25 protein-coding genes and 2 pseudogenes are annotated in these 24,197 nt (G+C 72.3%); 19 read left to right on the forward strand and 8 right to left on the reverse strand.

The window, feature by feature from the left end; genetic code table 11:
• The first annotated feature begins 35 nt into the window (after positions 1-35).
• Entirely contained in the window at positions 36-869 is an 834-nt protein-coding gene (locus tag amrb99_RS27940; RefSeq protein ID WP_190861494.1) for a VOC family protein, read from the forward strand.
• Between the two features lie 91 nt (positions 870-960).
• On the opposite strand, the gene amrb99_RS27945 is transcribed toward amrb99_RS27940, so the two are convergent.
• Both amrb99_RS27945 and amrb99_RS27950 read right to left on the reverse strand, forming a co-directional pair.
• The gene (locus tag amrb99_RS27945) at positions 961-2,112 is read right to left on the reverse strand and encodes an ATP-binding protein (RefSeq protein ID WP_190861496.1); all 1,152 of its coding nucleotides are present in this window, start codon (positions 2,110-2,112) and stop codon (positions 961-963) included.
• A gap of 73 nt (positions 2,113-2,185) precedes the next feature.
• Positions 2,186-2,482, reverse strand: a pseudogene (locus amrb99_RS27950) (response regulator transcription factor); the annotation flags it as partial.
• A gap of 327 nt (positions 2,483-2,809) precedes the next feature.
• On the opposite strand from amrb99_RS27950, the gene amrb99_RS27955 reads away from it, so the two are divergent.
• From amrb99_RS27955 to amrb99_RS27965, 3 genes are all read left to right on the forward strand, one after another.
• Positions 2,810-3,910 carry an endonuclease/exonuclease/phosphatase family protein gene (locus amrb99_RS27955; protein ID WP_347256890.1) on the forward strand — a complete coding sequence of 367 codons (1,101 nt, stop codon included), beginning with the start codon at positions 2,810-2,812 and terminating at the stop codon, positions 3,908-3,910.
• A 110-nt stretch (positions 3,911-4,020) separates the two neighbouring features.
• Entirely contained in the window at positions 4,021-4,785 is a 765-nt protein-coding gene (locus amrb99_RS27960) for a polysaccharide deacetylase family protein (RefSeq protein ID WP_206700139.1), read from the forward strand.
• Positions 4,782-5,903, forward strand: a complete 1,122-nt coding sequence (locus amrb99_RS27965) for a YncE family protein (RefSeq protein WP_190861501.1) — start codon at positions 4,782-4,784, stop codon at positions 5,901-5,903. Before amrb99_RS27960 ends, amrb99_RS27965 begins: the two co-directional genes overlap by 4 nt.
• A 104-nt stretch (positions 5,904-6,007) precedes the next feature.
• Here amrb99_RS27965 and amrb99_RS27970 read toward each other — a convergent pair whose 3' ends face one another.
• From amrb99_RS27970 to amrb99_RS27980, 3 genes are all read right to left on the reverse strand, one after another.
• Positions 6,008-6,295: a hypothetical protein gene (locus amrb99_RS27970; protein WP_190861504.1), complete on the reverse strand. Its 288-nt coding sequence runs from the start codon at positions 6,293-6,295 to the stop codon at positions 6,008-6,010.
• Positions 6,296-6,470: 175 nt separating this feature from the next.
• Entirely contained in the window at positions 6,471-6,656 is a 186-nt protein-coding gene (locus amrb99_RS27975; RefSeq protein WP_190861506.1) for a hypothetical protein, read from the reverse strand.
• 936 nt (positions 6,657-7,592) lie between these two features.
• The gene (locus amrb99_RS27980) at positions 7,593-8,840 is read right to left on the reverse strand and encodes an ROK family transcriptional regulator (RefSeq protein ID WP_190861508.1); all 1,248 of its coding nucleotides are present in this window, start codon (positions 8,838-8,840) and stop codon (positions 7,593-7,595) included.
• 179 nt (positions 8,841-9,019) lie between these two features.
• Here amrb99_RS27980 and amrb99_RS27985 point away from each other — a divergent pair, with 179 nt between their 5' ends.
• Positions 9,020-10,123 carry a sugar ABC transporter substrate-binding protein gene (locus amrb99_RS27985; RefSeq protein WP_347256891.1) on the forward strand — a complete coding sequence of 368 codons (1,104 nt, stop codon included), beginning with the start codon at positions 9,020-9,022 and terminating at the stop codon, positions 10,121-10,123.
• A gap of 60 nt (positions 10,124-10,183) precedes the next feature.
• On the opposite strand, the gene amrb99_RS27990 is transcribed toward amrb99_RS27985, so the two are convergent.
• Positions 10,184-10,792, reverse strand: coding sequence for a TetR/AcrR family transcriptional regulator (locus amrb99_RS27990; RefSeq protein ID WP_190861512.1), 609 nt, complete (start codon positions 10,790-10,792; stop codon positions 10,184-10,186).
• Between the two features lie 156 nt (positions 10,793-10,948).
• On the opposite strand from amrb99_RS27990, the gene amrb99_RS27995 reads away from it, so the two are divergent.
• From amrb99_RS27995 to amrb99_RS28025, 7 genes are all read left to right on the forward strand, one after another.
• Complete coding sequence (locus amrb99_RS27995; RefSeq protein WP_190861515.1) at positions 10,949-11,506, forward strand: hypothetical protein; 558 nt, start codon at positions 10,949-10,951, stop codon at positions 11,504-11,506.
• Between the two features lie 305 nt (positions 11,507-11,811).
• Positions 11,812-12,393: a M23 family metallopeptidase gene (locus tag amrb99_RS28000; RefSeq protein WP_206700140.1), complete on the forward strand. Its 582-nt coding sequence runs from the start codon at positions 11,812-11,814 to the stop codon at positions 12,391-12,393.
• A 329-nt stretch (positions 12,394-12,722) separates the two neighbouring features.
• Positions 12,723-13,082, forward strand: coding sequence for an STAS domain-containing protein (locus amrb99_RS28005; protein WP_190861519.1), 360 nt, complete (start codon positions 12,723-12,725; stop codon positions 13,080-13,082).
• 137 nt (positions 13,083-13,219) lie between these two features.
• Positions 13,220-13,681: an SRPBCC domain-containing protein gene (locus amrb99_RS28010; RefSeq protein WP_190861521.1), complete on the forward strand. Its 462-nt coding sequence runs from the start codon at positions 13,220-13,222 to the stop codon at positions 13,679-13,681.
• Positions 13,682-13,693: 12 nt separating this feature from the next.
• Positions 13,694-14,047 carry a metalloregulator ArsR/SmtB family transcription factor gene (locus tag amrb99_RS28015; RefSeq protein ID WP_190861523.1) on the forward strand — a complete coding sequence of 118 codons (354 nt, stop codon included), beginning with the start codon at positions 13,694-13,696 and terminating at the stop codon, positions 14,045-14,047.
• Positions 14,044-14,454 carry an SRPBCC family protein gene (locus tag amrb99_RS28020; RefSeq protein ID WP_190861525.1) on the forward strand — a complete coding sequence of 137 codons (411 nt, stop codon included), beginning with the start codon at positions 14,044-14,046 and terminating at the stop codon, positions 14,452-14,454. The genes amrb99_RS28015 and amrb99_RS28020 overlap by 4 nt, the downstream gene beginning before the upstream one ends.
• A 138-nt stretch (positions 14,455-14,592) precedes the next feature.
• Complete coding sequence (locus tag amrb99_RS28025) at positions 14,593-14,853, forward strand: hypothetical protein (RefSeq protein WP_190861527.1); 261 nt, start codon at positions 14,593-14,595, stop codon at positions 14,851-14,853.
• A gap of 133 nt (positions 14,854-14,986) precedes the next feature.
• Here the strand turns inward: amrb99_RS28025 and amrb99_RS28030 are convergent, their stop codons facing one another.
• Both amrb99_RS28030 and amrb99_RS28035 read right to left on the reverse strand, forming a co-directional pair.
• A complete protein-coding gene (locus amrb99_RS28030; protein ID WP_190861529.1) occupies positions 14,987-15,532 on the reverse strand; it encodes a dihydrofolate reductase family protein in 546 nt (181 codons plus the stop codon).
• Between the two features lie 55 nt (positions 15,533-15,587).
• A complete protein-coding gene (locus tag amrb99_RS28035; RefSeq protein WP_190861532.1) occupies positions 15,588-16,652 on the reverse strand; it encodes a sigma-70 family RNA polymerase sigma factor in 1,065 nt (354 codons plus the stop codon).
• A gap of 222 nt (positions 16,653-16,874) precedes the next feature.
• Here amrb99_RS28035 and amrb99_RS28040 point away from each other — a divergent pair, with 222 nt between their 5' ends.
• The 7 genes and pseudogenes from amrb99_RS28040 to amrb99_RS28070 all read left to right on the forward strand — a co-directional run.
• A complete protein-coding gene (locus tag amrb99_RS28040; RefSeq protein WP_190861534.1) occupies positions 16,875-17,861 on the forward strand; it encodes a substrate-binding domain-containing protein in 987 nt (328 codons plus the stop codon).
• A gap of 28 nt (positions 17,862-17,889) precedes the next feature.
• The gene (locus amrb99_RS28045) at positions 17,890-18,936 is read left to right on the forward strand and encodes a galactitol-1-phosphate 5-dehydrogenase (protein WP_206700141.1); all 1,047 of its coding nucleotides are present in this window, start codon (positions 17,890-17,892) and stop codon (positions 18,934-18,936) included.
• Positions 18,933-20,474 carry an FGGY-family carbohydrate kinase gene (locus tag amrb99_RS28050; protein WP_190861536.1) on the forward strand — a complete coding sequence of 514 codons (1,542 nt, stop codon included), beginning with the start codon at positions 18,933-18,935 and terminating at the stop codon, positions 20,472-20,474. Before amrb99_RS28045 ends, amrb99_RS28050 begins: the two co-directional genes overlap by 4 nt.
• Positions 20,471-21,430, forward strand: a complete 960-nt coding sequence (locus amrb99_RS28055) for a sugar-binding domain-containing protein (RefSeq protein WP_190861538.1) — start codon at positions 20,471-20,473, stop codon at positions 21,428-21,430. Before amrb99_RS28050 ends, amrb99_RS28055 begins: the two co-directional genes overlap by 4 nt.
• Entirely contained in the window at positions 21,427-22,923 is a 1,497-nt protein-coding gene (locus amrb99_RS28060) for a sugar ABC transporter ATP-binding protein (RefSeq protein ID WP_206700142.1), read from the forward strand. Before amrb99_RS28055 ends, amrb99_RS28060 begins: the two co-directional genes overlap by 4 nt.
• On the forward strand, positions 22,920-23,918 hold the full coding sequence (locus amrb99_RS28065; RefSeq protein WP_190861540.1) for an ABC transporter permease: 999 nt from the start codon (positions 22,920-22,922) through the stop codon (positions 23,916-23,918). Before amrb99_RS28060 ends, amrb99_RS28065 begins: the two co-directional genes overlap by 4 nt.
• A 4-nt stretch (positions 23,919-23,922) precedes the next feature.
• A pseudogene (locus amrb99_RS28070) lies at positions 23,923-24,197 on the forward strand (deoxyribose-phosphate aldolase); the annotation flags it as partial.

Raw genomic sequence — 24,197 nt, forward strand, 5'->3', positions numbered from 1 at the left:
CGCTCACCGCCGGCAACGCCTGACCGGAGGAGACCATGCGCGTACACGGAATGGCCTGGGTCGGCTCGCGGACGCCGCGCTTCGACTCCATGCGCAGCTTCCTCGCCGACGTCGTCGGCCTCCCGGTCGGACTCGACCAGCCCGGCGCGGTCGTGTTCGACCTGCCCGACGGCGACGCCTTCGAGGTGTTCAAGCCCGCCGACACCGAGCACTCCTTCTTCGAGCACCCGGTCGCGGGCCTCCTCGTGGACGACGTCCGCGCGGCCCGCGAGGAGCTCGAGGCGCACGGCGTCGCGTTCATCGGCGACGTCCACGTGGGCGTCGAGACGTCCTGGGCCACCGAGTGGTCGCACTTCCGCGCCCCCGACGGGCACGTCTACGTGCTGGTCAGCCGCCCCGCGGCGCATCCGGGCGGGAGCCGCCGCGCGTTCGACGAGCTGCGGATCTGCCTGCGCGTCCCCGACCTCGACGCGGCCGTCCGGACCTACCGGGACGGCCTCGGCCTGCCGGTCGTGGACGAATGGACGCACCCGGGCGGGCAGCGCGGCGTGCTGTTCGCCGTCGCGCCCGCCGCGATCGAGCTGTTCGACGAGGCCCAGTGGGACTTCGTCGACGACGCCGAGACCGGGACCCGGCACGGCCGCGATCACGCCCTGCGCGTCGAGGTCGGCGACGAGGCGGAGCTGCGCGCCCTGGCGTCCCGCCTCGCCGCCGCCGGCGCCGCCGTCGGGGACGAGGTCGTCGACACGCCATGGGAGCAGCGCTGCCTGCGCGTGGGCCTGCCCGGAGACGAGCAGCTCACCCTCTTCACACTGCCGGACGAGGAGCGCCGCGTGCGGCGGGCCGCCCGCCGCCTGCTGCCCCGCTGAGCCGATCGGGCCGCAGCACCGGCTGCGCGGTGAACCCGAGCATGGCGGCGGAGTACCGCTACCCCAGGAGGTGCCCTGCCGCGTCCCCTGGCTACACGGCGGCGGCGGCGGGCACGTGCCGCGAGTGGGACGCCGCCCTGCCGGTGTGCGCGGAGATCGCGGGCAGCTCCACGGTGACGCGGATCCCGCCGGCGGGACGCGGGGTGAGGGTGAGCGTTCCGTCGTGCGCCTGAGTGATCGTCTTGACGATGGCCAGGCCGAGCCCGACGCCCGCGTGGTCGGTGTGCGTGCGTTCGGTGCCGCGCTGGAAGGGCTCCGTGAGCGTCGAGACCAGCTGCGGGGCGAGCTTCTCGCCGGTGTTCTCGACCGTGAGCACCACCGACCTGGCCCGGACGCCGGTGCTGATCCGCACGGTGCCGTGTTCGGGCAGGTTGTGGACGATCGCGTTCTGCACGAGGTTCATGGTCAGCTGCAGCAGGAGCGCCTGCGACCCGACCGCGGGGGCGACGTCGCCGCAGGTCTCGATGCCGATGCCGCGCTCCTCGGCGAGGGGGAGGAGCGTCTCGGTCGCCTCTTCCGCGATGAGGGACAGGTCGACGTCCTCCCGGGTGAAGGACCGCTGGTTCGCGCGGCTGAGGAGGAGCAGCGCCTCGGTGAGCTCGATCGCCCGGTTGTTGACGGCGTGCAGGCGGCCGATGACCTCGCGGGCGTCGCGGTCCGGATCGGTGCGGGCCACGTCGAGCAGCGCCTTCGAGATCGCCAGCGGGGTCCGCAGCTCGTGCGAGGCGTTGGCCGCGAACCTCCGCTGCTCGGTCACGTGCGCCTCGAGCTGCGCGAGCATCGTGTCGAAGGCGTCGGCGAGCTCCCGGAACTCGTCCTGGCGGCCCGGCAGCCGGATCCGGTGGGAGAGCGATCCCGTCGAGGCCAGGCGGGCGGCGTCCGCGACGCGGGTCAGCGGGGCGAGCATCCGGCCGGCCAGCAGCCACCCTCCCGCGAGCCCGAACACCAGCAGGAACGCCATGACCGCCGCCGCCCTCGGCGCGAAGACGCGCAGGAGGTTGGACCGGATGGGGAAGACACCGGTATCGGTGGTGCCGGCGGCCACGAGGAGCGCACGGTTGGGGACGTAGCGCAGCAGGAACACCCACACGGCGGCGAGCAGCAGGGCTCCCGCGAGCATGAGGAACGCCGCGTAGCTGAGGGTGAGTCTGAGGCGGACGCTCAGCCCGGGCGCTCTATCCACGGTCCCCTCCTTCGCGCCCGGCCTCCGCCTGCGCGTCGATGCGGTGGCCGGCGCCCGGCACGGTGGCGATGATTGCGGCGACGAGGACGTCGAGCACGGCGAACTGCTTCCTGGTCAGCGAGACGTGGCGGCCGTCCCGGTAGACCTCGCGGCGGAACGGGTCCAGCCGCAGGCCGGCGATCTCCCGCACCGGGGGCCTGCTGCAGGCCCGCCTGCGGTCGAGGACGGCGATGTCGTAGGCGTTGATCCCCAGCAGCCCCAGAGCGGTGTCGCCGTCCCCGGCGATGTCGGCCGCGATCGCTTCCAGGCGAAGGCCATCGCGGACGGCTTCCGCCATGTAGGGCTCGTCCTCGACGATCAGCACGCGCATGCCCTCGATGCTACGAACCGCCGCGTATCGTCGGCGTATCGAAAACCGCATACGCGGCGGCAACACCGGCCTGCGTTGACTGGCGGCATGACCTCGAACCCGCGCCGGGCCGCGCCGGACGCCGCGCACGACGGCGTGACGTTCTACGTCAACAGCGGCCGGCGCTCCCTCCGACGCGACGACGTGGCTCTCCCGGAACGGCGCCGAGTACGGGCTGTGCCGGATCTATCGCAATGAACCCTGGCACTACGAGCTGCGCACCAGCGCGATCGATCGTGGCTCCCCGGATGTACGCGCCGACCCCACCCATGACCCGAGGATGAAGCAGTGACCGACAGCGAACGAGGACGGACGATGGCGCAGGCGGACGTGGCGGAGACCGACCTGGGCGGCGCCCCTGACCGCGGCGCCGGTACCTGGCGTGACGGCGTCCGCCGGGCGGCCCGCCGCGCCTCCCGGCCGGAGCCGTGGAGGCGCGGTCCGGTCCTCGCGGCGCTGGCGCTGCTGCTCGGCCTGGTCATGCTGCTGCACGCGGAGATCCCGAACCGGATCGGGAACCTCGGGAGCCTGGTGGAGACGATCCTGCCGTGGCTCGGCCTGTTCGTCCCGGTGCTGCTGGCTCTGGCGCTGTGGCGCCGCTCTGCGTCCGCGACGGTCGCGCTGCTGGTGCCGGTCGCGGTGTGGCTGGGCCTCTTCGGCGGGCTGCTCGCCGACAAGTCCCACCCGGGCGGCGACCTCACCGTGGCCAGCCAGAACGTCGGCGCCGACAACCCCGACCCCGCCGGCACCGCCCGCGACCTGGCCGCCGCCGGAGCGAACCTGCTGGCGCTGGAAGAGCTGACCCCGCAAGCCAAAGGGGTCTACGAGAAGGAGCTGGCGAAGGCGTACCCGTACCACACGGCGCAGGGCACGGTCGGGCTGTGGAGCAAGCTGCCGCTGTCCGACGTCCGGCCGGTCGAGATCGAGACGGACTACGGCCCCCTGGCGGCCACCAAGCCGGCCGACGTCAAGCTGGCCTACAACCGGGCGCTGCGCGCCACGGTGGCCACGGACCACGGGCCGCTGGCGGTCTACGTCGCCCACCTGGGGTCCGCGCGCGTGAATCCGAGGGCGGGCTTCTGGACGGTCTCGCGGGACAGGAACGCGCAGGCGCTCGGCAGGGCCATCGCCGCCGAGCCGAACCGGCGGGTGGTGCTGCTCGGCGACCTGAACGGCACCACGGACGACCGCGCCTTCGACGGCATCACCTCGCAGATGCGCTCGGTCCAGGACGTGGCCGGGGACGGCTTCGGCTTCAGCTGGCCGGCGGAGTTCCCGATGGTGCGGATCGACCAGATCCTGGTCAGAGGCATGAAACCGGAGAACTCGCGGGTCCTGCCCGCCACCGGCAGCGACCACCGGCCGGTGGCGGCCGGGATCGACTGGTGACCGCGCCGGCCGCCGAGGCGTGGCGAGGGTGGGGGATTTCGCCAACTCTTGCCGGATCTCGCCGGGAAGGTTGACCTTGGCGCGGTGCGGCCGAACCTATGCTACAGATCGTGACAATTCAGAGACGTACCGTGTTGGCGGGTGTCGCCGGGCTGGCCGGCGCGGGCCTCTGCGCCGCGTGCGGCGCGGGTTCGTCCCCGCGCGGCACGGCCACGAGACGCGGTACCGGCGGTTCCGAGGGCGCCTCCGCCGCGGCGCGGCCCGTCCGGTCGCGGGCGGAGGAGGTCGTGCACGGTGCGCGGACCGCCCGTGCCGTGGCCTTGACGTTCCACGGGTCCGGCGACCCGGCGCTGGCGCGGCGGCTCCTCCGGGAGGTGAACGCGGCGGGGGCGTCCATCACGGTCATGGCGGTCGGGAGCTGGCTGGACGAGGAGCCGCGCATGGCGCGGGCGTTCCTGGACGGCGGCCATGAGCTGGGCAACCACACGCAGAACCATCGCGACATCGACGCGATGCCCGCAGCGGCCTCGTACGCCGAGATCGCCCAGTGCGCCGAGCGGCTGCGGAAGCTGACCGGAACGGCGGGCGCCTGGTTCCGGCCGTCGCAGGCGCAGCACGCGTCGCCGCGGGTGCGGGCTCAGGCGGCGGCGCTGGGATATCGCGGCTGCCTGTCCTGGGACGTGGACTCGCTGGACTTCACCGATCCCGGCGCGTCGGCCATCACCCGCCGAGTGCTCGGCGGGGTGCGCGGCGGCTCGGTGGTGAGCATGCACCTGGGGCATGCGGGGACGGTCGAAGCGCTCCCGTCGATCCTGGACGGCCTGCGGGGGCGCGGGCTGCGTCCCGTCACCGTTTCGGAGTTGGTGGGCACATGAGGCGCCGATGGGTGATCGTGGCCGCCGCGGGGGTGCTGGCCGCGGCGTGCTCCTCTGAGGGCCCCGCCGGCGGCGCGCGCGAACAGGCGCCCGGGAACGCCGTCGCCAAGGTGCTGAAATCGCCGGTGGACCTGTACGAGCACGACCGGCCCGGCCTGCTCGGCCCGGCGGTCCGCGACCTGCCGGCGCGGGTGTACGTCCCCGACTCCGAGGGCGGCGACGTGATCGTGCTGGACCAGAAGACGTTCAAGCGGATCGGACGGTTCAAGGTCGGCCGCAGGCCGCAGCACGTCGTCCCCTCCTGGGACCTCAAGACGCTGTGGGTCAACGACAACGACTCCAACGACCTCGTCCCGATCGACCCGCGCACCGGAACGCCCGGCAAGCCCGTCCAGGTCGACGACCCCTACAACATGTACTTCACCCCGGACGGCCGCTTCGCGATCATCATGGCGGAGCGGCTCCAGCGCATCGACTTCCGGGACGCCCACACGATGCAGGTGCGCAAACGCGTGAACGTGCCGTGCACCGGCCCCAACCACGCCGACTTCTCGGCGGCGGGGGACTTCTTCCTCACCGCCTGCGAGTTCTCCGGCGACGTCCTGCGCCTCGACACCCGCAGGCAGCAGGTCACGGGCGTCGTCAAACTGGCGGACCACGCGATGCCGCAGGACGTGAAGACGTCCCCGGACGGCAAGACCTTCTACATCGCCGACATGTCCACCAACGGCGTCTGGACGATCGACGCCGCGACCTTCCGCAAGACCGGCTTCATCCCCACCGGCAAGGGCGCGCACGGCCTGTACGTGAGCCGCGACTCCACGACCCTCTACGTCACCAACCGCGGCGAGGGCACCATCTCGCTCATCTCGTTCAAGACCGGCCGGGTCGTGCGCCGCTGGCGGCTGCCCGGCGGCGGCTCACCGGACATGGGCGGTGTCTCGGCGGACGGAAAGGTGCTGTGGCTGTCGGGCCGCTACAACTCCGAGGTCTATGCGATCTCCACCTCCACCGGCCGGCTGATCCGCCGCGTCCGCGTCGGCGACGGACCCCACGGCCTGTGCGTGTATCCCCAGCCGGGTCGCTACTCCCTCGGCCACACCGGCGTCTTCCGCTGAACGCGTCCGCCTGGTGCGAAATCCGCGCTCCTATTGGCGTGAATGTGCGCCGACTGCGTTTTCAAGAACGTCTCGCCGAACGGCGGCCTCGTACGATCTCTTGATCAGGTCTCGGGGAATTGCACCTGCAGGACCAACGGGCTGGCGTCGGGGCCGGTCTGGGGCTCGACGAGCATTCCCGCGGCGGTGAGAGCGGTGGTGTAGGCGGCGAGCTCGGCGAAGGGGCTGAGCGTGCGGCGGCGGGCACGGGAGGCGCAGGCGACCAGGAAGGGTTCGCCGTCGCGGCCGCCGTCGACGAAGAACCCGTCGCCGGGGTGGCGGAACTCGGGGCGTCCGGCCTTGCGGAGGACCGTCCGAATGGTCTCGGCGTCGCGGTCGCGCCTTGTCCGCAATGGCTCCTGCCAGCGTCCGTATCCGAAGGCGGGAACGTCTCCGACCTGTTCGGCGAGAGTGGACAAGCTGTCATCTCCTGTACATGCGCAGGCCACCGGAGTAGGCGGTGGCCAAGGGGCGTTCAAAGGTCCGGGGCGACTAAAGGGGTTGTGGATATGCCCGGCCAATGGAAGTTCAACCGTGTGCGCCGCCCGACCCGGCGTGGCCGGGCAGCGCATCCGGTGCGATGCCGTACCGGTGACAGCCGATCCTCGCGAAGGCGCCCATGGTGCGCTCGCGGACGAACACCCGCTCGTTGTCGCCGAACTCCTCCTGACGCTCGAACTCCTGCACGAAAGGATCGATCGACGTCAGCAGCATCCTCGCTCACCTCCGAAGATCCCCAGGCCCACCGGACCCGGGACACCCTGTCCCTCACCGAGAGGAACCCTACAACTGAAATTGTAAGTACCATGCTGCTGGGATCGTCAAACATCGACTTGAGCATCCGGCCTTCCCGCACGGTCGCCGCCACCTGCGGCTCAGCTGTTCACCTAGGTCACCTAGACGCTTCGCTGGTGGGGAGCCCGAGCCGTACGACGCTTCGTCGGCCGGTCCGGCACGGCCGGTCGCCGGCGTTTCAGGGGCCGTCAAGGCCGTTCCCGGACCCTGCTTGACATCTTCCTCCAGCCGTGGGTAAAGAGAAGTTGTATCGGTCGTTGGCCTGGTGACGCTCGTAGAGGTTCCGGGGAGTGATCGAGATGCAGGGCATGGCCCGGACGCGGACGCCGCGGCAGGACGTCCGCGAGTTCGCGGAGTTGGTCTACGCCGACGAGCAGTGGCTGCGCGACGAGTTCGACGCGCTGGTCGCGGCGAGCTACGGTGCGCCACCCGCCTGGCCCGGGCCGCCCGCTCCTCCGGAGACTCCGCCCACCGGGCGACCGTGGCGATATCTCGTGCCGACGTCCCCTGACCGCCTCTCGGACAGGGACCCGACCACCTCCCGCAGAGGGATCAGGCGCCAGCGCTCACCTCCGCCGCTTCCAAGCCCGCCCCGTATCGGCGGCCCCGCCGCAACCTGGAGGCCGGTTCCCGCGACGGCCCGGCCATGACGCACTCGACGGCGGACCCGCACGATCGGGGGCGCGCTCCGCATCACGGCACCGATCAGCGGAAAGGAGGAAACGGCAAGAGGAAGAGAGTCTCGCTCAGCGTCAGCGCATCGGCCAGGCCGGCGAGTCCCCCTCACTCCTCGCTGGCCTGGCCGCCGTCATGCCCGTGCGATGCGCACCGACATCGAACCGTGCCGACATCGGCTCACGCCGTCGGCGGCTCCCGGCCGGGCGCGCTCTCGGCCTCCGGGGGCGTTCGGTCGAAATGCGGCGCCAGCAGCCGGGCGGACGTCTGGCGGGTCGCGAGGACGATCGCCCCGAGCACCTCCGCGCGGTCGCCGAGAACGCTTCCGGTGACGGTGATGCCCTGGTTGATCGCCGGGGGGAGGCGGTCGCCCAGCACTTCGCGGATCCCGTCGAGCAGGGGGCGGCCGAGCGCGGCGACCTGCCCGCCGACGACGACCATCCGCGGTTCGAGCATCGCGCAGATGCCCGCGAGCGCTTGGCCGACCATGCGGCCGGCGTCGGTGACCACCCGCCGTGCCCCCGGATCGTCGGCCGCGAGCAGGGCGACCACGTCGGTGATGGTGGTGTCCGGCCCCCGCGTGCGGGAGAAGGCGGCGGTGAGCGCCTGCGCGCCCACGGCGGTCTCCAGGCAGCCGCGGTTCCCGCAGCGGCAGACGTACCCGCCGTCCACCACGGCGATGTGGCCGAGTTCGCCCGCCGTTCCGGTGGCGCCCTGGTAGGAGCGGCCGTCCAGGATCAGCCCCGCGCCCACACCGTCCGACAGCATGATGTAGATCAGGTCGTCCACGCCGCGTCCGGCGCCGAAGGTCCATTCGGCGAGGGCGCCCAGGTTGGCGTCGTTGCCCACGTGCACCGGCAGGCCGATGCGCCGGTTCAGATGCGCCGCGATGTCGGCGTCGGTCCAGCCGGACAGCATGGACGGCAGGCTCAGCGTGTGCGAGCGCGACTGGACGGGCGCCGATACCGCGACGCCCATGCCGAAGATGCGCCCGGCGTCCCGTCCCACGGTCGCGACCAGGTCGAGGGCGGTGTCGGCGATGAACTCCAGGGCCTCGTCCGGACGGTGGTCGACGTCGAGCTCGCGGTGGTGCTCGCCCAGGACGCCGCCGGACAGGTCGGCCAGCAGCACGCGGACGTCGGTGTGGCGCAGGTGCACGCCGAGCAGCCCGCCGCCCTCGGGGTTGAGCGTGAGCGGGGTCGCGGGCCGGCCTCCCCGGGCCGTCGACGGGGCCGCCCCGTCGGCCGACTCGGTCAGCACGCCCTCGGCGAGGAGCGCGGTGACGAGGCCGGAGACGGTGGTCCGGGACAGGCCGGTCGCCCGGGCGATGCCGACCCTGCTGATCCGGCCGTGCCGCCGGACGGCGTCGATGACCAGCAGCCGGTTGCGCGAGCGCAACGAGGTGAGGGATCCGGGAGCGTCGTCCACGGTGACGACCCTAGAGGTTTATCCGCACTCTGTATTAACTATGGCCATTTCCGGCCTTATTTGTTCTTGACGCTGATTAACCCGCGTTCCTACAGTTCAGCAAAGCCGACGGCCGCATGGAGGCCGGGGCTCCACCCCCCTTTGGAGTTGGCGTGCGCGAGAACACATCGAGGCTGCTCGTGAGACGGACACTCCTCCGCAGAGGGACCGTCGGCCTGACCGCCCTGGCGGCGGCCGCGTCGCTCACCCTGTCCGCGTGCGGGAACGGTTCGGACGACGATTCGAAGGGCGGTTCGGGGTCCGGGACGGTGAAGGGCAAGGTCGGCGTGATCCTGCCCGACACCACCTCGTCCACCCGGTGGGAGAGTTTCGACCGGCCGTACCTCGAGCAGGCGTTCAAGGCGGCGGGCGTCAAGTACGACATCCAGAACGCCGAGGGCTCGACCCAGCGGTTCCAGACGATCGCCGACCAGATGATCACGAGCGGGGTCAGCGTGCTGCTGGTGACGGGGCTCGACTCGAACTCCGCGGCGGCCGTGCAGCGCAAGGCCCGGTCGCAGGGCGTCAAGACGATCGACTACGACCGGCTGACGCTCGGCGGCGTGTCGGACTACTACGTCTCCTTCGATAACGTCCGTGTCGGCGAGGAGCTGGGCAAGGGCCTGCAGAAGTGCCTGGGCGACAAGCCGGCCAACATCGCCTACCTGGACGGCTCGCCCACCGACAACAACGCCACCCTTTTCGCCCAGGGCGCGCACAACATTCTGGACAAGGTCTCCAGCTACAAGAAGGTGGCGGAACAGGCGGTCCCCGACTGGAAGCCGGAGAAGGCGGCGACCATCTTCGAGCAGATCTGGACCGAGCAGCACGGCAAGATCGACGGCGTGCTGGCCGCCAACGACAACCTCGGCAACGCCGCGATCGCGGTGGCGAAGAAGAACCAGGAGGGCGGCAAGGTCGCCGTCACCGGGCAGGACGCCACCCTCCAGGGACTGCAGAACATCCTGGACGGCACCCAGTGCATGACCGTCTACAAGCCCGTCAAGCAGGAGGCCGACGCCGCCTCCAAACTCGCCATCTCGCTGCTGAAAGGCCAGAAGGGCGAGACCAGCGCCACGGTGAACGACCCGCAGGGCAAGCGGGACGTGCCCTCGGTGCTGCTCATCCCGATCGGGATCTTCAAGGACAACGTCAAGCAGGTCGTCGCGGACGGTTTCGTCAAGGCCGCGGATCTGTGCAAGGGCGCCTATGCGGCCAAATGCAAGGACGCCGGCGTCCAGTGACCCGAGCGGCCTGAGGCCGCCGAGAACGAGGCCGAGAACCGAGCTCGGCGCATCGGATGTTCAGGCCGGCGCCGGCCCCCGGCGGTCGGGTGCTGCATGGGCCTCCAACAGGCCATCGACCCCGCGCAGGAAGGTTTCCGAGACCAGCGCGGGGTCGAAGAGGCAGCCGGAGGCCATGGCGCCGTCGCGCATCATCACGAAATGCCGTGCGGCGAGTTCTGCGGGCGTCTTCCGGATGCGCGCCAGCAATTCGGTCACGGTGTCCAGGAACCATTGCCGGTGGGCGATCACGGCCTTGTGGACGGGGTGATCGGGGTCGGGGTATTCGGCGGCGGCGTTCAGGAAGGCGCATCCCCGGAAATCGGTGGACCGGATGCCCTGCGCGATGGACTCGCCGATGGCCCGGACGGTGTCGGCCGCCGGTAGCCCGCGGGCGACGGCATCGTCCACCTGGGCGCGCATGGCCCGGTCCACCTCGTCCAGATAGGCGAGGATGAGGTCTTCCTTGCCGGGGAAGTGCCGGTAGAGGGTGGCCCGCGTCACCTGAGCCTCCGCGACGATCCGGTCGATCCCGACCGAGTGGATCCCCTCCGTGTAGAAGAGCCTCGTCGCCGTGCCCAGCAGGCGGTCGCGCGCTTCGGAGGGCCTGCCTCCGGATTCTCGCCCCATGGGGACATCGTAGCGAGTAGAACGTTCGGTCTTGACAGGGTCCCGGCCGAGTTGCGATGGTGAGCAAGACAGAACGTTCGTTCTACCTGAGGCGGCCTGCCGCCGCCCACCGGCTGAACGCGCTCCCCACGCCTGACCACCGTTGAGAGGACCACCGTGACCGCCATCGCCTCGAAGAGCATCGCCGGTACCGCCTACACCCTGCGGCGGCTGTACTTCGCCCGCTTCGGATTCGCCGTCGTCTGGGCCCTCGTGATGTTCGCGACCGCTTCGGACCTGGGGCCGCTCGCGGTCACCCTGCTCGTGCTGTACCCGCTGTTCGACGTGGCCGCCGCCGTCATCGACGCCCGCACGTCGCGCGGCGCCGGTTCGCCCGTGCTGCTGTACGTGAACATCGCGGTCAGCCTGCTCACCGCCGCCGGCGTCGCCGCCGCGTGCGCGTCCGGCATCCCGGCGGTCCTGCGGGTCTGGGGCGCCTGGGCCGTCGTGGCCGGGCTCGTCCAGCTGATCGTGGGCGTGACCCGCCGCGAGATGGGCGGCCAGTGGCCGATGATCATCAGCGGCGCCATCTCCGTGCTCGCCGGCGGCTCGTTCATCATCGGTGCCTCCGCCGACGACCCGACGCTCACCAACGCGGCCGGCTACGCCATTCCCGGCGGCATCTTCTTCCTGCTCTCGGCCCTCCGTCTCGGCCGCACCGCGAAGGAGGGCTGACAGGGCATCGGTGCCCGACCGGCCCACGGCACGCAATCACTGTTTCAACGGCATCATCGTGAAATAAGAGAACAGGTCTTCTCCTTAAGGTGATTTGCCGGTCGCAACGTATCCGTATCGCACCACATTGGATGCGTGCACTGTCCGGAATGTCTTTCCAGAATTATGATTGCCGCTGCATGTTCAGTGATTTCCCTGATACCTGTGTGGGTTGCAGGTCTGCACAGTCGAGTCGGGCCCCGGCTAGGGGTCTAATTCGGAGGGAAGGGGAAATGATGGGCAGAAATACCAGGAAGCGCACCGGGGTGGGAATCATCTCTCTGGGGGCGGTCCCGTTGGTCGCGGCCCTGGGCGGCCCGGCGCCGGCCGCCCTGGCGCGCACCGCTCCCGCCACCCCCGCGGCGCCGGCCTCGCTGGTGCGCGCGAACATGTCGTACGCGCTGTACCAGGCCCGAGGCGGCCGGATCACCTGCGGGTTCGACGGCTACACCACCACCCGCGGCCGGCACGAGGGCATCGACATCGCCCGCGGCGTCGGGTCGGACGTGCACGCCCTGGTCGGCGGAAAGATCATCTACATCGCCCGCGGCCACACCGGCAGGTCGGGGCTGTCCACGATCTCCATCTACAACGCCTCGCTGCGGAAGACGGTGATCTACCTGCACTCGGCTCCGCGGTCGTCCCTGCGCGTGGGCCAGACGGTCGGCCGCGGGCAGGTCATCGCCGACGAGTCGTGGAACGGGGTGTCGAGCCGTTCGACCGCGCACACCCACGTCGAGATGCGTCTCGGCAGCCGGACGCACGCGGCCAAGAGCGTCGGCGACCCGCACCTGGACAATCCGAACCCGGGCCGGTTCTGGAACTCCCAGGGCTACAACGTCCGATAGCGGGCGGTCACCTGCCCGAGCATGAAGTCGCCGGCCGCCCGAGCTCCCTTCTCCAGGGGGCGGGCGGCCGCGGCCGTTTGAGGACCATCGGTGCACCGTCCCGCGTGAACCATCCCCAGGTGCCGCGATCGGCCTGCTTGAAACGAGCCTTTCGGGCCGACGAAGACCGGATGCACGGGAACGAGCAGCCGGCTGCGGGCCGAAACTGAGGCACAGATCACCGTCGCGGCCGCGGCTCGCGGATTCTTTGCCCGCGCATGAATGGACGCCCCGTTTGTTGGTAGGTCTAACCATCCCGGAAGTGGTGAAGCGAGGCAGGAGGTGGCGGCATGACCGCGATACCGAGCACGCGGCCGCTCGGTCCGAGGATGCGGGTGGACGTGGCGGCCGCGGATTCGTGGTTGGTGATCGAGTTGCAGGGAGAACTGGACATCGCCACCGTCCCGGCGGTGGTGGAGCAGGCGGAGACGGCGATCGCGATGGGCGGGGCGCCGCGCCTGGCGCTGGACCTGTCGCGCGTGAGCTTCTGCGACTCGTCAGGGATCAACGCGTTCATCCGGCTGTGGAAGCGACTGCGCGCGGCGGGTGGTGAGCTGGCGCTGCTCCGGCCCCATAGAAGGGTCGCCACGGTGCTGAGGCGAACCGGCCTGGATCGCGTCCTGCGGATCTGCGAGGCGCTCCCGGCCTGAGCGAGACCGATTCCCGGTACGCCGTGCGGGTGCCGAGCGCCCTGCCGTCGAGCGTTGACAAGCGGCCGGGCTCCGCCTAGCTTTACAAGCATCTGCTTGTACAAGAGAATGCTTGTACAAGGCGAGAGGGGATCGCGATGACCGGTATCACCAGCACGCGGGACGCGGACTACACCGCGGCCCTGAACCTGCCCGTCACGCCCGCCGCCGTGGCGGCGCTGTTCACGTCCGCCGCCGGCGTCAGCCGCTGGTGGGGGCCGACCGAGGGTGACGGGGCGGTCGGCGGCACCCTCGTCACCGCCTTCGGCGAGTACGGCGCCAACGCGGTGCGCGTCCTCGAGGCCGGACCCGACCGTGTGGTCTGGGAGTCGATCGCGCCGGACGGGACGGTGCCCACCGGCCACACCGAGGAGTGGCTCGGCACGAGGATGGAGTTCGACATCGTCCCCGCCGGCGGCGGCACCGAGCTGCGCTTCCGGCACGTCGGCCTGACCCCGCGGCTCGACTGCTGGGACGCCTGCGCCGACGCCTGGAGGCACTTCATGGCGAGCATCGAGACCCTCGCCGAGACCGGCACCGGCACCCCGTTCGGGACGTGAGATCCTGGCCCGATGTCCGAGCGGAAGCAGGCGGTGCCCGCGGCGCCCGACGCGGTGCTGCGGGCGCTCGCCGACCCCCACCGGCGGCGGATCCTGCGCCTCGTCCAGCACACCGAGCTGGCCGCGGGCCAGATCGCGGCGTCCTTCCCCCTCACCCAGCAGGCGGTCAGCCAGCACATCGGCGTGCTCAAGCAGGCCGGGCTGCTCGCCGAGCGCCGCGAGGGGACCCGCCGCCTGTACGCGCTGCGCCGCGAGGCACTGGAGCCGGTCCGCGACCTGCTCTCGGAGTTCTGGCCGGACGCCCTCGGCCGCCTGAAGAGGGCCGTCGAGACAGCCCACCCGCGTCCACCGAAGGGGCCGCAGTGACCGCCGAGATCCGCGACGGAGCCGTCCTCGCCGCCGAGCGCATCGAGGCGCCGCCCGAGGTCGTGTTCCCCTACTTCACCGACCCCGCGCTCATCGTCACGTGGATCGGCGACCGGGCGGACCTCGACCCCCGGCCGGGCGGCGTGTTCGCGCTCGACATGGGCGAGAGCCTCGTCCGCGGCGCCTACGTCACCGTCGACCCGCCCCACCGCGCCGTGTTCACCTGGGGAGTCCCCGGCGACGACGCGCTGCCGCCCGGGGGATCGACCGTCGAGGTCGTGCTGACCCCCGACGGCGACGGGACGATGGTCGTGCTCACCCACCGCGGCCTGCCGGCCGTCCACCTGGACGGCCACCGCGCCGGCTGGGAGAGCAAGCTCGGCGCGCTGCCCGCCGCGGCCGGCTGACCGACGACGCGTGCTCGAACGCGCCGCGCGGCCACTATTGCCATAAGGGCAGCCTCGTGACCGGCCGCAATGGTTCTCTGATGAGATCCGCCCGGGGCACGCATTGCGTTGTGGCCGTCCACACCCGAGGCTGGAGCAATGCGCCCTACCCCTCGATGGATCGCCAAGGTGGTCATCGCCTGGGCGGTGATGATGGCCGGTGCCTGCGTCGCTGGCCAGGCGTGGCGCGGTGAGTCGCTGGTGATAGGTGCGGTGTTCAGCCTGATGCTGGCCGCGATGGTCACCGCGCTCAGTGTCGTGGTGGAGCGGGACGGGCAGGCCGGTCGACGCCGCCGCGAGGCGGACGCGCTGCGCCGGATGGTGTACGGCGACGAGAAGCCCCCGGAGATGCCGATGTGATCGGTGCACCGGTCGGCGCCCCCCACGAAGATTTCAAGGTGGCCGATTTGCCAACGCCTTCTTCAACACCGGCACTGAGCGCAGCAGTGAGCGCCCGGCGCCCGGGGCGGCTGCCGGGCGCCGGGCGCTTCGGTCATTTGAGGACGCGGTACCAGAGGTTCGCGGCCTTCGGGGTGTGCGTGACGTCGAGCTGCTCGAGCCGGACGTCCGTCCCGCCCGGATGGTCGAACAGGCGGACGCCGTCGCCGAGCAGGACGGGCGCGACGATGGCCAGTACCTCGTCGAGCTCGCCGGCCTCCAGGCACTGCCGGGCCGTCTCGGCGCCGAGGACGTTGACGTACCCGCCGCCCGCGGCCTCTCGCGCGGCGGCGACGGCCCGGCCGAGGTCGCCGACGAACGTGACGTCCGGGATCGCGACGTCCGGCGGGCGGTGGGTGAGGACGAACTGCGGCCCGGTCCAGCCGCCGCCGAACGGCTTGCCCTCCCGTTCGGCGTCGCCGCGGTAGGGGTCGTCGCCGCCGAAGGTGCGGGCGCCGACCAGCAGCGCGCCGATGCCGCCGATCAGGTCGTCCACGATCGGGTTCGGGCCGAAGTGGGGCGCCGCCCACGACATGTCGCCGCCGGGGCCGGCGATGAACCCGTCCAGCGACATCGTGGCGGAGTAGAGCAGCTTTGCCATGGTCAACCTCCGTGTGCTCCGGTCTTCCCGTTGAGACGGCGGAACACGCGGAAGCTCATCGGTGCCCCGCCGGCGGCCGGTCGTCCAGGCCGAACAGCGGGAACAGGCGGGGCTCGTGGAAGGCCACCATCTCGGTGATCCGGTCGCCCTCGACGGTCAGGACGCCGAGAGCGAAGGGCCGGTGGTCGGACCGGCCCGGCGGCCGGACGTACAGCGCGGCGGCCGGCTGCCGGTTCGATCCGACCGGCACCGCCTTCAGCGCGCCCACGTAGTGGGGGGAGCCGGGGTCCCAGCTGGTGGCCAGCGTGGCCAGTACCGCCTCGCGCCCTTGGAACCACGCCGGGTACGGCGGCATCATCGCGCGGACTTCCGCGGCCAGCAGGTCCGCCATCGCCGCCGGGTCGGCGCGGTCGACCGCGTCCATGTACCGGCGCAGGACCTCGCGTTCCTCCGCGTCGAGCTCCGGCCGGGCCGTCCAGTTCAGGCGTTGGGGCGGCAGGCGGTCGCGCATCGTCGCCCGGGCCCGCTGCAACGCGCTGTTGACCGAGGCGACGCTCGTCTCCAGCACGTCGGCGGCCGACCGGGCGGGGAAGCCGAGCACGTCGCGCAGGATCAGCGCCGCCCGCTGCCGCGCCGGAAGGTGCTGGATCGCGGCCAGGAACGCCAGCTCGATCGTCTCGCGGCCGACCACCACGGCGTCCGGCTCGGCCGCGTCCAGCAGCCGGTCCGGGATCGGCTGCAGCCAGGGCACCTCGCCGCGGGGCGGCAGGCCGGAGGTCTCCGGGTCCGCCGGCGGCGCCAGGTCGTGCGGCAGCACCCGCCTGGCCCGCCCGCCCAGCACGTCCAGGCAGGCGTTGGTCGCGATCCGGTACAGCCACGCCCGGACGGTGGAGCGGCCCTCGAACCGGTCCAGGTTCTTCCAGGCGCGCAGGAACGTCTCTTGCACGACGTCCTCGGCCTCTTCGATCGAACCGAGCATCCGGTAGCAGTGCACCCGCAGTTCGCGCTCGTGCCGGCGGACCAATGCCGCGAACTCCTCGCCGCCGCCCTCGGGGACCGCCGCCCCGCCGTCCCGGACCACGTCGTCGCGCTTCACGCCCACGGCCCACCTCCCGACCATCGGGACCAGCATCGCCGATGCGGCACGGCCGGCGGGGCCGGACGCCCGATCCGCCGCGCGGAGACGCCGATCCGGGAGGCGGGAGCGTCTTCGCAGGTCAGATGGGCGGGTACCGGGTGCCGTCCGACATGGTGCTCAGATGAGCAAAATGCTACGCAAATGTTGCGCCCGCGTGAACGGGGTTCTTACGGTGTGACCCCCAGCACAACCCGGGAGGGCAAGATGCGAAGAACGTTCCTGGCAGGGGCGCTCGCGACGGTGGTCACGGTGGCGTCGGCGTGCTCGGTGTCGACCGGGCCGAGCGGTGGTTCGGAGCACAAGGGCGGTGACGGCGGCCAGCTGACGATCGGGTTCAGCGAGGTCACCCAGCAGTCGCCGTTCTACGTCCAGCTGAAGGACGGTGCGCAGCAGGCGGCGGCCAAGGCGGGGGCCAAGCTGCTGTTCGCGGACGCCAACGGCGACGTCACCAAGCAGAACAACGACATCCAGGACCTGATCACGCGGGGCGTGGACGTCCTGCTGGTCAACCCCGTGGACCCGAAGGGCGCCGCGGCGGGGCTGGCGGCGGCCAAGGCCGCGAAGATCCCCGTCATCACCCTGGACCGGCCGGTGCCGGAGGGGGCGGCGTCGCACGTCGGGCGCGACAACGTGCAGATGGGCAAGCTGGTGGGGCAGCGGCTCGCGCAGGCGCTCGGCCCGGCCGGCGGCAAGGTCATCGAGATCCAGGGCGACGCCGGCGGCGCGGTCGCCCGGGACCGCGGGAACGGCTTCGCCCAGGGCGTCCAGGGCAACCCGAAGATCAAGATCGTCAAGGGCCCGTACTGCGACTACATCCGGTCCAAGGCGGTCAGCGCCATGCAGGACCTGCTGCAGGCGAACCCCGACGTCAAGGCCGTGTACGCGCAGAACGACGACATGGCGCTCGGCGCCCTGCAGGTGCTGCGGGAGAGCAAGCGGACCGACGTGAAGGTGGCGGGCGTGGACGGCCTCATGGAGGCGGTGAAGCTCATCCCGCAGGGCCAGTTCGTCGCCACCGCCCTCAACGACCCGATCAGCGAGGCGGCGCAGGCGGTGCAGACCGCGGTGAAGGTCGGGCACGGCGAGAAGGTCGCGCCGTACGTCGACGCGGGGACGGCCCTGATCGACCCGGCCAACGCGGCGAAGTACAGCGGCTCCAGCGTGTTCGCGCCCGCGCGGTCCGCCTCCTGAGCCCTGAGACACGCAAGAAGGGAACACAGTGCCTGAGAAAATGCTCGCGGCCGTCCTGCACTCGCCCGGTGACATCCGCGTGGAGGAGGTGGCGAAGCCCGAGCCCGGTCCGGGAGAGGCGCTGGTCCGCGTCGACGCCTGCGGGGTGTGCGGTTCGGACATCGCCCGCATGCTGAGCGCCGGGGCGCACCGCATGCCCATCATCTGCGGACACGAGTTCGCCGGACGGGTCGTCGAGGCGGGGCGCGAGGTGCGCGGGTTCTCCGACGGGGACCTGGTCGCGGTTCCGCCGCTGATCCCCTGCTTCGCCTGCGCGGAGTGCCAGCGCGGCCGGTTCAGCCTCTGCCTGGACTACGACTACTTCGGCAGCCGCCGCGACGGCGCCTACGCCGAGTACGTCACCGTCCCGGCGCGGAACCTGTTCCCGGTGCCGGAGCAGGTGCCCGCCGCGGCCGCGGCGATGCTCGACCCGGCGTCGATCGCCCTGCACGCGATCTGGCGGACCCGGCTGGGCGTCGGGCACCGGGTCGCGGTGCTCGGTGCCGGGCCGATCGGGCTGTTCGCCGTCCAGTGGGCGCGGCTGGCGGGCGCGTCGGACGTGCTCGCCGTCGACCTGAACGAGCGCAAGCTCGCGCAGGCGTCGGAGGCCGGCGCCACGCACACCACCACCAGCGGCGAGGAGGCCCGCGACCTGGCGGGGGACGGGTACGACGTGGTGATCGAGTCGGCCGGCACCCCGGTGACCGCCGACATGGCGGCGGCGCTGTGCGCCCGGCACGGCGAGGCGGTGTTCATCGGCATCCCGCACGCGCCGGTCGAGTTCGCCAAGGGGACCTTCAACGACTTCCTGCGCCGGGAGGTCAGCCTGCACGGCGCCTGGAACTCGTTCTCGGCCCCGTTCCCCGGCGACGAGTGGCGGGCGGCGGCGGAGGCGTTCGCGTCCGGCGCGCTGCGCTGGAAGTTCATGATCACGCACGAGCCGGGGCTGGACGCGCTGCCGCAGCTCATGAAGCAGCTGGGGGAACGTTCCATTTTCAGCTCGAAGGTGCTCTTCCGGCCGGGGGAGCGGCCGTGACCGCGCTGCTGTCGATCGACCTCGGCACCGAGGGCGCGCGCGTCGCGGTGTTCGCCGACGACGGCGCGGTCCTCGGCACCGGCCACGACACCTACCCCACCCGGTACCCGCGGCCCGGGTGGGCCGAGCAGGACCCCGGGGACTGGTGGCGCGCCGTCGCGGCGGCGACCCGCGCCGCGCTCGCCGGGGCCGGGGAGCCGGAGATCGCGGGGGTCGCCGTCGCGACCACCGCCTCCACCGTCGTCGTCCTCGACGACGCGGGCCGGCCGCTGCGTCCGGCGATCCTGTGGATGGACGCCCGCGCCGCCGCCGAGTCGGAGGCGACCGCCGCGACCGGACACGACGTGCTGAAGTACGCGGGCGGCTCCGACGCCGTCGAGTGGCTGGTGCCCAAGGCGATGTGGCTGGCCCGGCACGAACCCGGCGTCTACCGGAGCGCCGCCCGCATCGTCGAGGCCGTCGACTACCTCACCTGGCGGCTCACCGGCAGGTGGACGGCGTCGCAGATGAACGCCTGCTGCAAGTACAACCACGACCCGCGCGGCGGCGGGCACCCGCACGACCTGTACGCGCTGCTCGGCGTCCCGGACCTGGCCGCGAAGCTCCCGGCCGACGTCCTCCGGGTCGGTGCGGCGGCGGGCGAGGTCACGGCGGCGACCCGCGCCGAGCTGGGGCTGCGCGGCCGGCCGACCGTCGCGGTCGGCGGCATCGACGCGCACCTGTCGCTGCTGGCCACCGGCGGGCTGGAGCCGGGCCGGCTGTCGATCGTCTGCGGGACGTCCAACGCGTTCGTCGCCGAGGTCGACGCCCCCGTGTTCACCCCCGCCATCTGGGGCCCGTACCCGGACGCGCTGCGTCCCGGGCACTGGCTCGTGGAGGGCGGGCAGGTGTCGGCGGGGTCGGTCCTGCGCTGGACGAGCGAGGACCTGCTCGGCGTGAAGCGTGCGGAGCTGCCCCGGCTCTGCGCCGAGGCCGAGCAGGTCCGGCCGGGGGAGCACGGGCTGGTCGTCCTGGACCACTTCATGGGCAACCGCACGCCGCTCCGCGACCCGGGGTTGCGCGGCGCGGTCCTCGGCCTGACGCTCGGCACCACCCCCGCGCAGCTCTACCGGGCCGCGGTGGAGAGCGTCGCGTACGGGACGCGGCAGGTGCTGGAGTCGTTCCTCACCGCGGGAGTCCCGGTGAAGGACATCTACGTGTCCGGCGGCGTCCGGCACAACCCGCTCTGGCTGAAGACCATGGCGGACGTGCTCGGCCGCCCGCTGCTGCTCGTCGGCCGCCCCGGCGGGGCCGCCGACGCCGGCGACAACCTCACGTTGCGGGCCTGCGCGGTGCTCGCCGCGACCGCCACCGGCGCGCACAGCGGGCTGGCCCAGGCCGCCGAAGCGTTCGCGCCCGCCACCACCCTCGTCGAGCCGGAGGGACGGGACGTGCACGGCGGCGCCTACGAGGCCGGCTACGACCTGTACCGGCAGGCCACCGCCGCCACCCGCGAGGTGTCGCACCTGCTCAGCCGCCCCCGCGAGGAGACCGGATGAACCCGGAGGACCCCGACTACGAGACGCTGCTGCTGCGCGTCGCCGAGATGTACTACGAGGGCGACCAGACCCAGGAGCAGATCGGCCGGAAACTGCACCTGACCCGCTGGAAGGTCGGGCGGCTCCTCGCCGAGGCCCGCACCGCCGGGATCGTCCGGATCGAGATCGTCCACCCCCGGCACCGGCTCCACGTGCGGGAACGCGAGCTCAAGGAGCGCTACGGGCTGCGCGACGCCGTCGTGGTCCCGGTCGACGCCGCCGCCGGCGAGGTCGAGACGCGCGACCGGGTCGCGGGCGCCGCCGCCCGCTACCTCGCCGACCTGACCCCGGCACCGCGCAGCCTCGGCGTGTCGTGGGGCCGCACGCTGGACGCCGTCGCCGCGCACATCGCGCCCGGCTGGACGCGCGGCGTCCAGATCGTCCAGGTGAACGGCGGGCTCAGCCGGTCGCGCCGCCCCACCTCGGCGTCCGACATGGCGAGCCGGCTCGCGCACCACGGCGGCGGCACCGTCACGCTGCTGTCGGCGCCCGCGATCGTCGAGCAGGACTCGACGCGCGCCGCGCTGGAAGGCGAGCGGTCGGTGGGCGGCGTCCTCGACCTGGCCAGGCAGTGCGGCGCGTTCCTGTTCAGCCCCGGCGCGCTGTCGCACGACTCCGTCCTCGTCGAGTCCGGCTACCTGAGCTCCGCCGACATCGACGCGCTCGCCGCGTCCGGCGGCGTCGGCGACGTCGTCGGCCGGTTCATCGACGGCGCCGGACGGATCGTCTGGGACGAGCTCGACCGCAGGACGATCGGCATCACGATCGACGACCTGCGCGCGGGGGCGTGGTCGATCGCCGTCGTCGCGGGCGAGCGCAAGCACCGCGTGTGCCGCGCCGTCGTCGCCGGCGGGATCTGCAACGTCCTGGTGACCGACGACGTCACCGCCGCCCACCTGCTGGAGGAGGCCGCGTGAGCGACTCGCCGCGCCCGGAGCCGCCGCTCCTGGAGATGAAGGGGATCGTCAAGCGCTTCCCCGGCACGCTCGCCTGCGACGGCGCGAACCTGTCGGTCCGCGCGGGCGAGGTCCACTGCCTGCTCGGCGAGAACGGCGCCGGCAAGAGCACGCTGATGAAGATCCTCGCCGGCTCCTACCGGCCCGACGACGGCGAGATCCTGCTGTCCGGCAGGCCGCTGCGCGCCACGAGCCCGCAGGACGGCATCGCCGCCGGGATCAGCGTCATCTACCAGGAACTCGACCTCGCGCCGGACCTGACCGTCGCGCAGAACCTGTTCCTCGGACGCGCGCCCGCGCGCGGGCCGTTCGTCCGCCGGCAGGCGCGCGCCGCCGCGGCGGCCGAGGTGATCCGCCGCGTCGGCGGGACGTTCTCGCCCGCCGACCGGGTGGGCGACCTGCCGATCGCGGCGCAGCAGCTCACCGCGATCGCCCGGGCGCTGACGATGGACGCGAAGGTCATCGTCATGGACGAGCCGTCCGCGACGCTGGGCGAACGGGACCTGGAGGCGGTGTTCGAGGTCATCCGCGGCCTCGCCGCCGAGGGCCGCGCCATCATCTACATCTCGCACCGGCTGGACGAGGTGTCGGAGATCGGCGACCGCGCCACCGTCATGCGCGACGGGCGCGACGTCGGCGTGTTCGACCTCGCCGCCACCACCCACGACGAGCTCGTCGCGGCGATGATCGGCGGCTCCCGCGACCTGGTCCGCCGCGTGGACCGCCCCGCGCCGTCGGGGGAGCCGCGGCTGGTCGTCGAGCGGGCGCGGGTCGGCGGCATCCTCGACGTCTCCGGCATCGAGGTCCGCCCCGGCGAGATCGTCGGACTCGCGGGCCTCGCCGGCGCAGGGCGGACCACCCTGCTCAACGCCCTGTTCGGGGTCGCCCGCGCCGACGTCCGCGCCCGCCTGGACGGCGATCCGCTGCCGGTCGCCGGCCCCCGCACCGCCGTCCGCAACGGTCTCGCGCTGGTCCCCGAGAGCCGCAAGGAGCAGGGCCTGTTCCTCGGCCTCGGCGTGTCCCGCAACGCCGCCATCAGCGCGCTGCGCCCGCTGGCGCCGCGCTCCCGCGGACGCCGCGCGACCGCGCCCGTCCTCGCCGGCCTCGGCGTCAAGCACGCCTCCGCCGACCAGCCCGTCGGCGAGCTGTCGGGCGGCAACCAGCAGAAGGTCGTCCTCGCCAAGTGGATCACCCGGGGCATGCGGGTGCTGCTGCTGGACGAGCCCACCCGCGGCCTCGACATCGGCGCCAAGGCCGACCTCTACCGGCAGGTCCGGCGGCTCGCCGACGACGGCGTCGCCGTCCTGCTCGCCAGCAGCGAGCTCGCCGAGCTCACCGCCCACGCCGACGGCATCTGGGTGCTGCACGAGGGCCGCAACATCGCGCGGTTCGACCCCCGCACCACCGCGGAGGCCGACATCGCCCACACCGTCATCACTGGAGCCACCCCATGAGCCAAACCGCCTCCAAGGCCCGGCCGGCCCTGGCCGGCATCGTGCCCCGGCGCCACGGCCTCGCCCTGCTGCGCAACGGGAACCTGCTCGTCGTCTTCCTGCTGCTGTGCGTCGTCGCGTCGATCCTGGCACCGGAGTTCCTGACCACCCGCAACATCGCCAACCTGCTGCAGCAGTCGAGCCTCACCGGCATCGTCGCGCTCGGCATGACGATGGTCATCCTCACCGCGGGCATCGACCTGTCGGTCGGCAGCACCGCCGCGTTCGCCGGGATGACGGTGGCCGTGCTGATGTCGGACGGCTGGCCGCCCGTGCTCGCCGTCCTGGTGTCGCTCGCGGCCGGCGCCGCCGCCGGCGCCGTGATGGGCGGGCTGTCGGCGTACCTGTCGCTGCCCAGCTTCATGACGACCCTCGCCGGCCTCACCAGCATCCGGGGGCTGACGTACCTGCTGACCGGCGGCACGCCGGCCGGCGGCGACCAGCCCGAGGGCTTCCAGCTCCTCGGCGGCGGGTTCATCGGCCGCGTCCCGATCGTCGGCCTGATCTTCATCGCGATCACCGTCCTCGCCTGGCTGATGCTGCGCGGGACGACGTTCGGCGAGTACATCTACGCGGTCGGCAGCAACCGGGAGGCCGCCCGGCTGTCCGGCCTGCCCGTGCGGGCGGTGACCGTCGCGGTCTTCGCGATCTCCGGCCTGCTCGCCGCGTTCGCGGGCGTCCTGCTCACCTCGCGGCTGACCATCGGCCAGCCGACCGCCTTCAACGGCCTGGAACTGGACGCCATCGCCGCCGTCGTCCTCGGCGGGACCAACCTGTTCGGCGGACGCGGCAACGTCTTCGGCACGTTCGTGGCGGTCCTGCTGCTGTCGGTGGTGAAGAACCTGTTCAACCTCGTCGGGCTGAGCTCGTTCTTCCAGATGGTGGTGACCGGCCTGATCGTGGTGGCGGCGCTCATCCTCAACCGGATCCTGGAGAACAGGGGTGCCCGTGCCTGACACGATGACGGCTCTGGAGAGGGCCGACGAACGGGAGCTGCGCGCGTTCCTGCACGGCCTGCCCGCCGTGGACCAGGTCGGGGCGGAGGAGCGGGCGGCGCGGCTGGCGACCCGGTCGATCAAGACGTCGGCGAAGGCCGAGGCGATCGACCTGGCCGTCTCGATGGTGGATTTGACCACGTTGGAGGGTGCGGACACGCCGGGGAAGGTGCGGGCGTTGTGCGCCAAGGCCGTCCGGCCTGATCCGGCGGATGCGACGGTGCCGAAGGTCGCGGCGGT

This window comes from Actinomadura sp. RB99, assembly GCF_014706005.1.
GTDB lineage: Bacteria > Actinomycetota > Actinomycetes > Streptosporangiales > Streptosporangiaceae > Spirillospora.

What these genes read in the sequence shown, in the direction of transcription:
- amrb99_RS28035 (WP_190861532.1), bottom strand. Translation starts at nt 16,652, where the DNA reads ATGGTCGGGAGGTGGGCCGTGGGCGTGAAGCGCGACGACGTGGTCCGG.
- amrb99_RS28030 (WP_190861529.1), bottom strand. Translation starts at nt 15,532, where the DNA reads ATGGCAAAGCTGCTCTACTCCGCCACGATGTCGCTGGACGGGTTCATC.
- amrb99_RS28025 (WP_190861527.1), top strand. Translation starts at nt 14,593, where the DNA reads ATGCGCCCTACCCCTCGATGGATCGCCAAGGTGGTCATCGCCTGGGCG.
- amrb99_RS28015 (WP_190861523.1), top strand. Translation starts at nt 13,694, where the DNA reads ATGTCCGAGCGGAAGCAGGCGGTGCCCGCGGCGCCCGACGCGGTGCTG.
- amrb99_RS28065 (WP_190861540.1), top strand. Translation starts at nt 22,920, where the DNA reads ATGAGCCAAACCGCCTCCAAGGCCCGGCCGGCCCTGGCCGGCATCGTG.
- amrb99_RS27990 (WP_190861512.1), bottom strand. Translation starts at nt 10,792, where the DNA reads ATGGGGCGAGAATCCGGAGGCAGGCCCTCCGAAGCGCGCGACCGCCTG.
- amrb99_RS28005 (WP_190861519.1), top strand. Translation starts at nt 12,723, where the DNA reads ATGACCGCGATACCGAGCACGCGGCCGCTCGGTCCGAGGATGCGGGTG.
- amrb99_RS28055 (WP_190861538.1), top strand. Translation starts at nt 20,471, where the DNA reads ATGAACCCGGAGGACCCCGACTACGAGACGCTGCTGCTGCGCGTCGCC.
- amrb99_RS27965 (WP_190861501.1), top strand. Translation starts at nt 4,782, where the DNA reads ATGAGGCGCCGATGGGTGATCGTGGCCGCCGCGGGGGTGCTGGCCGCG.
- amrb99_RS27975 (WP_190861506.1), bottom strand. Translation starts at nt 6,656, where the DNA reads ATGCTGCTGACGTCGATCGATCCTTTCGTGCAGGAGTTCGAGCGTCAG.
- amrb99_RS28040 (WP_190861534.1), top strand. Translation starts at nt 16,875, where the DNA reads ATGCGAAGAACGTTCCTGGCAGGGGCGCTCGCGACGGTGGTCACGGTG.
- amrb99_RS28010 (WP_190861521.1), top strand. Translation starts at nt 13,220, where the DNA reads ATGACCGGTATCACCAGCACGCGGGACGCGGACTACACCGCGGCCCTG.
- amrb99_RS27940 (WP_190861494.1), top strand. Translation starts at nt 36, where the DNA reads ATGCGCGTACACGGAATGGCCTGGGTCGGCTCGCGGACGCCGCGCTTC.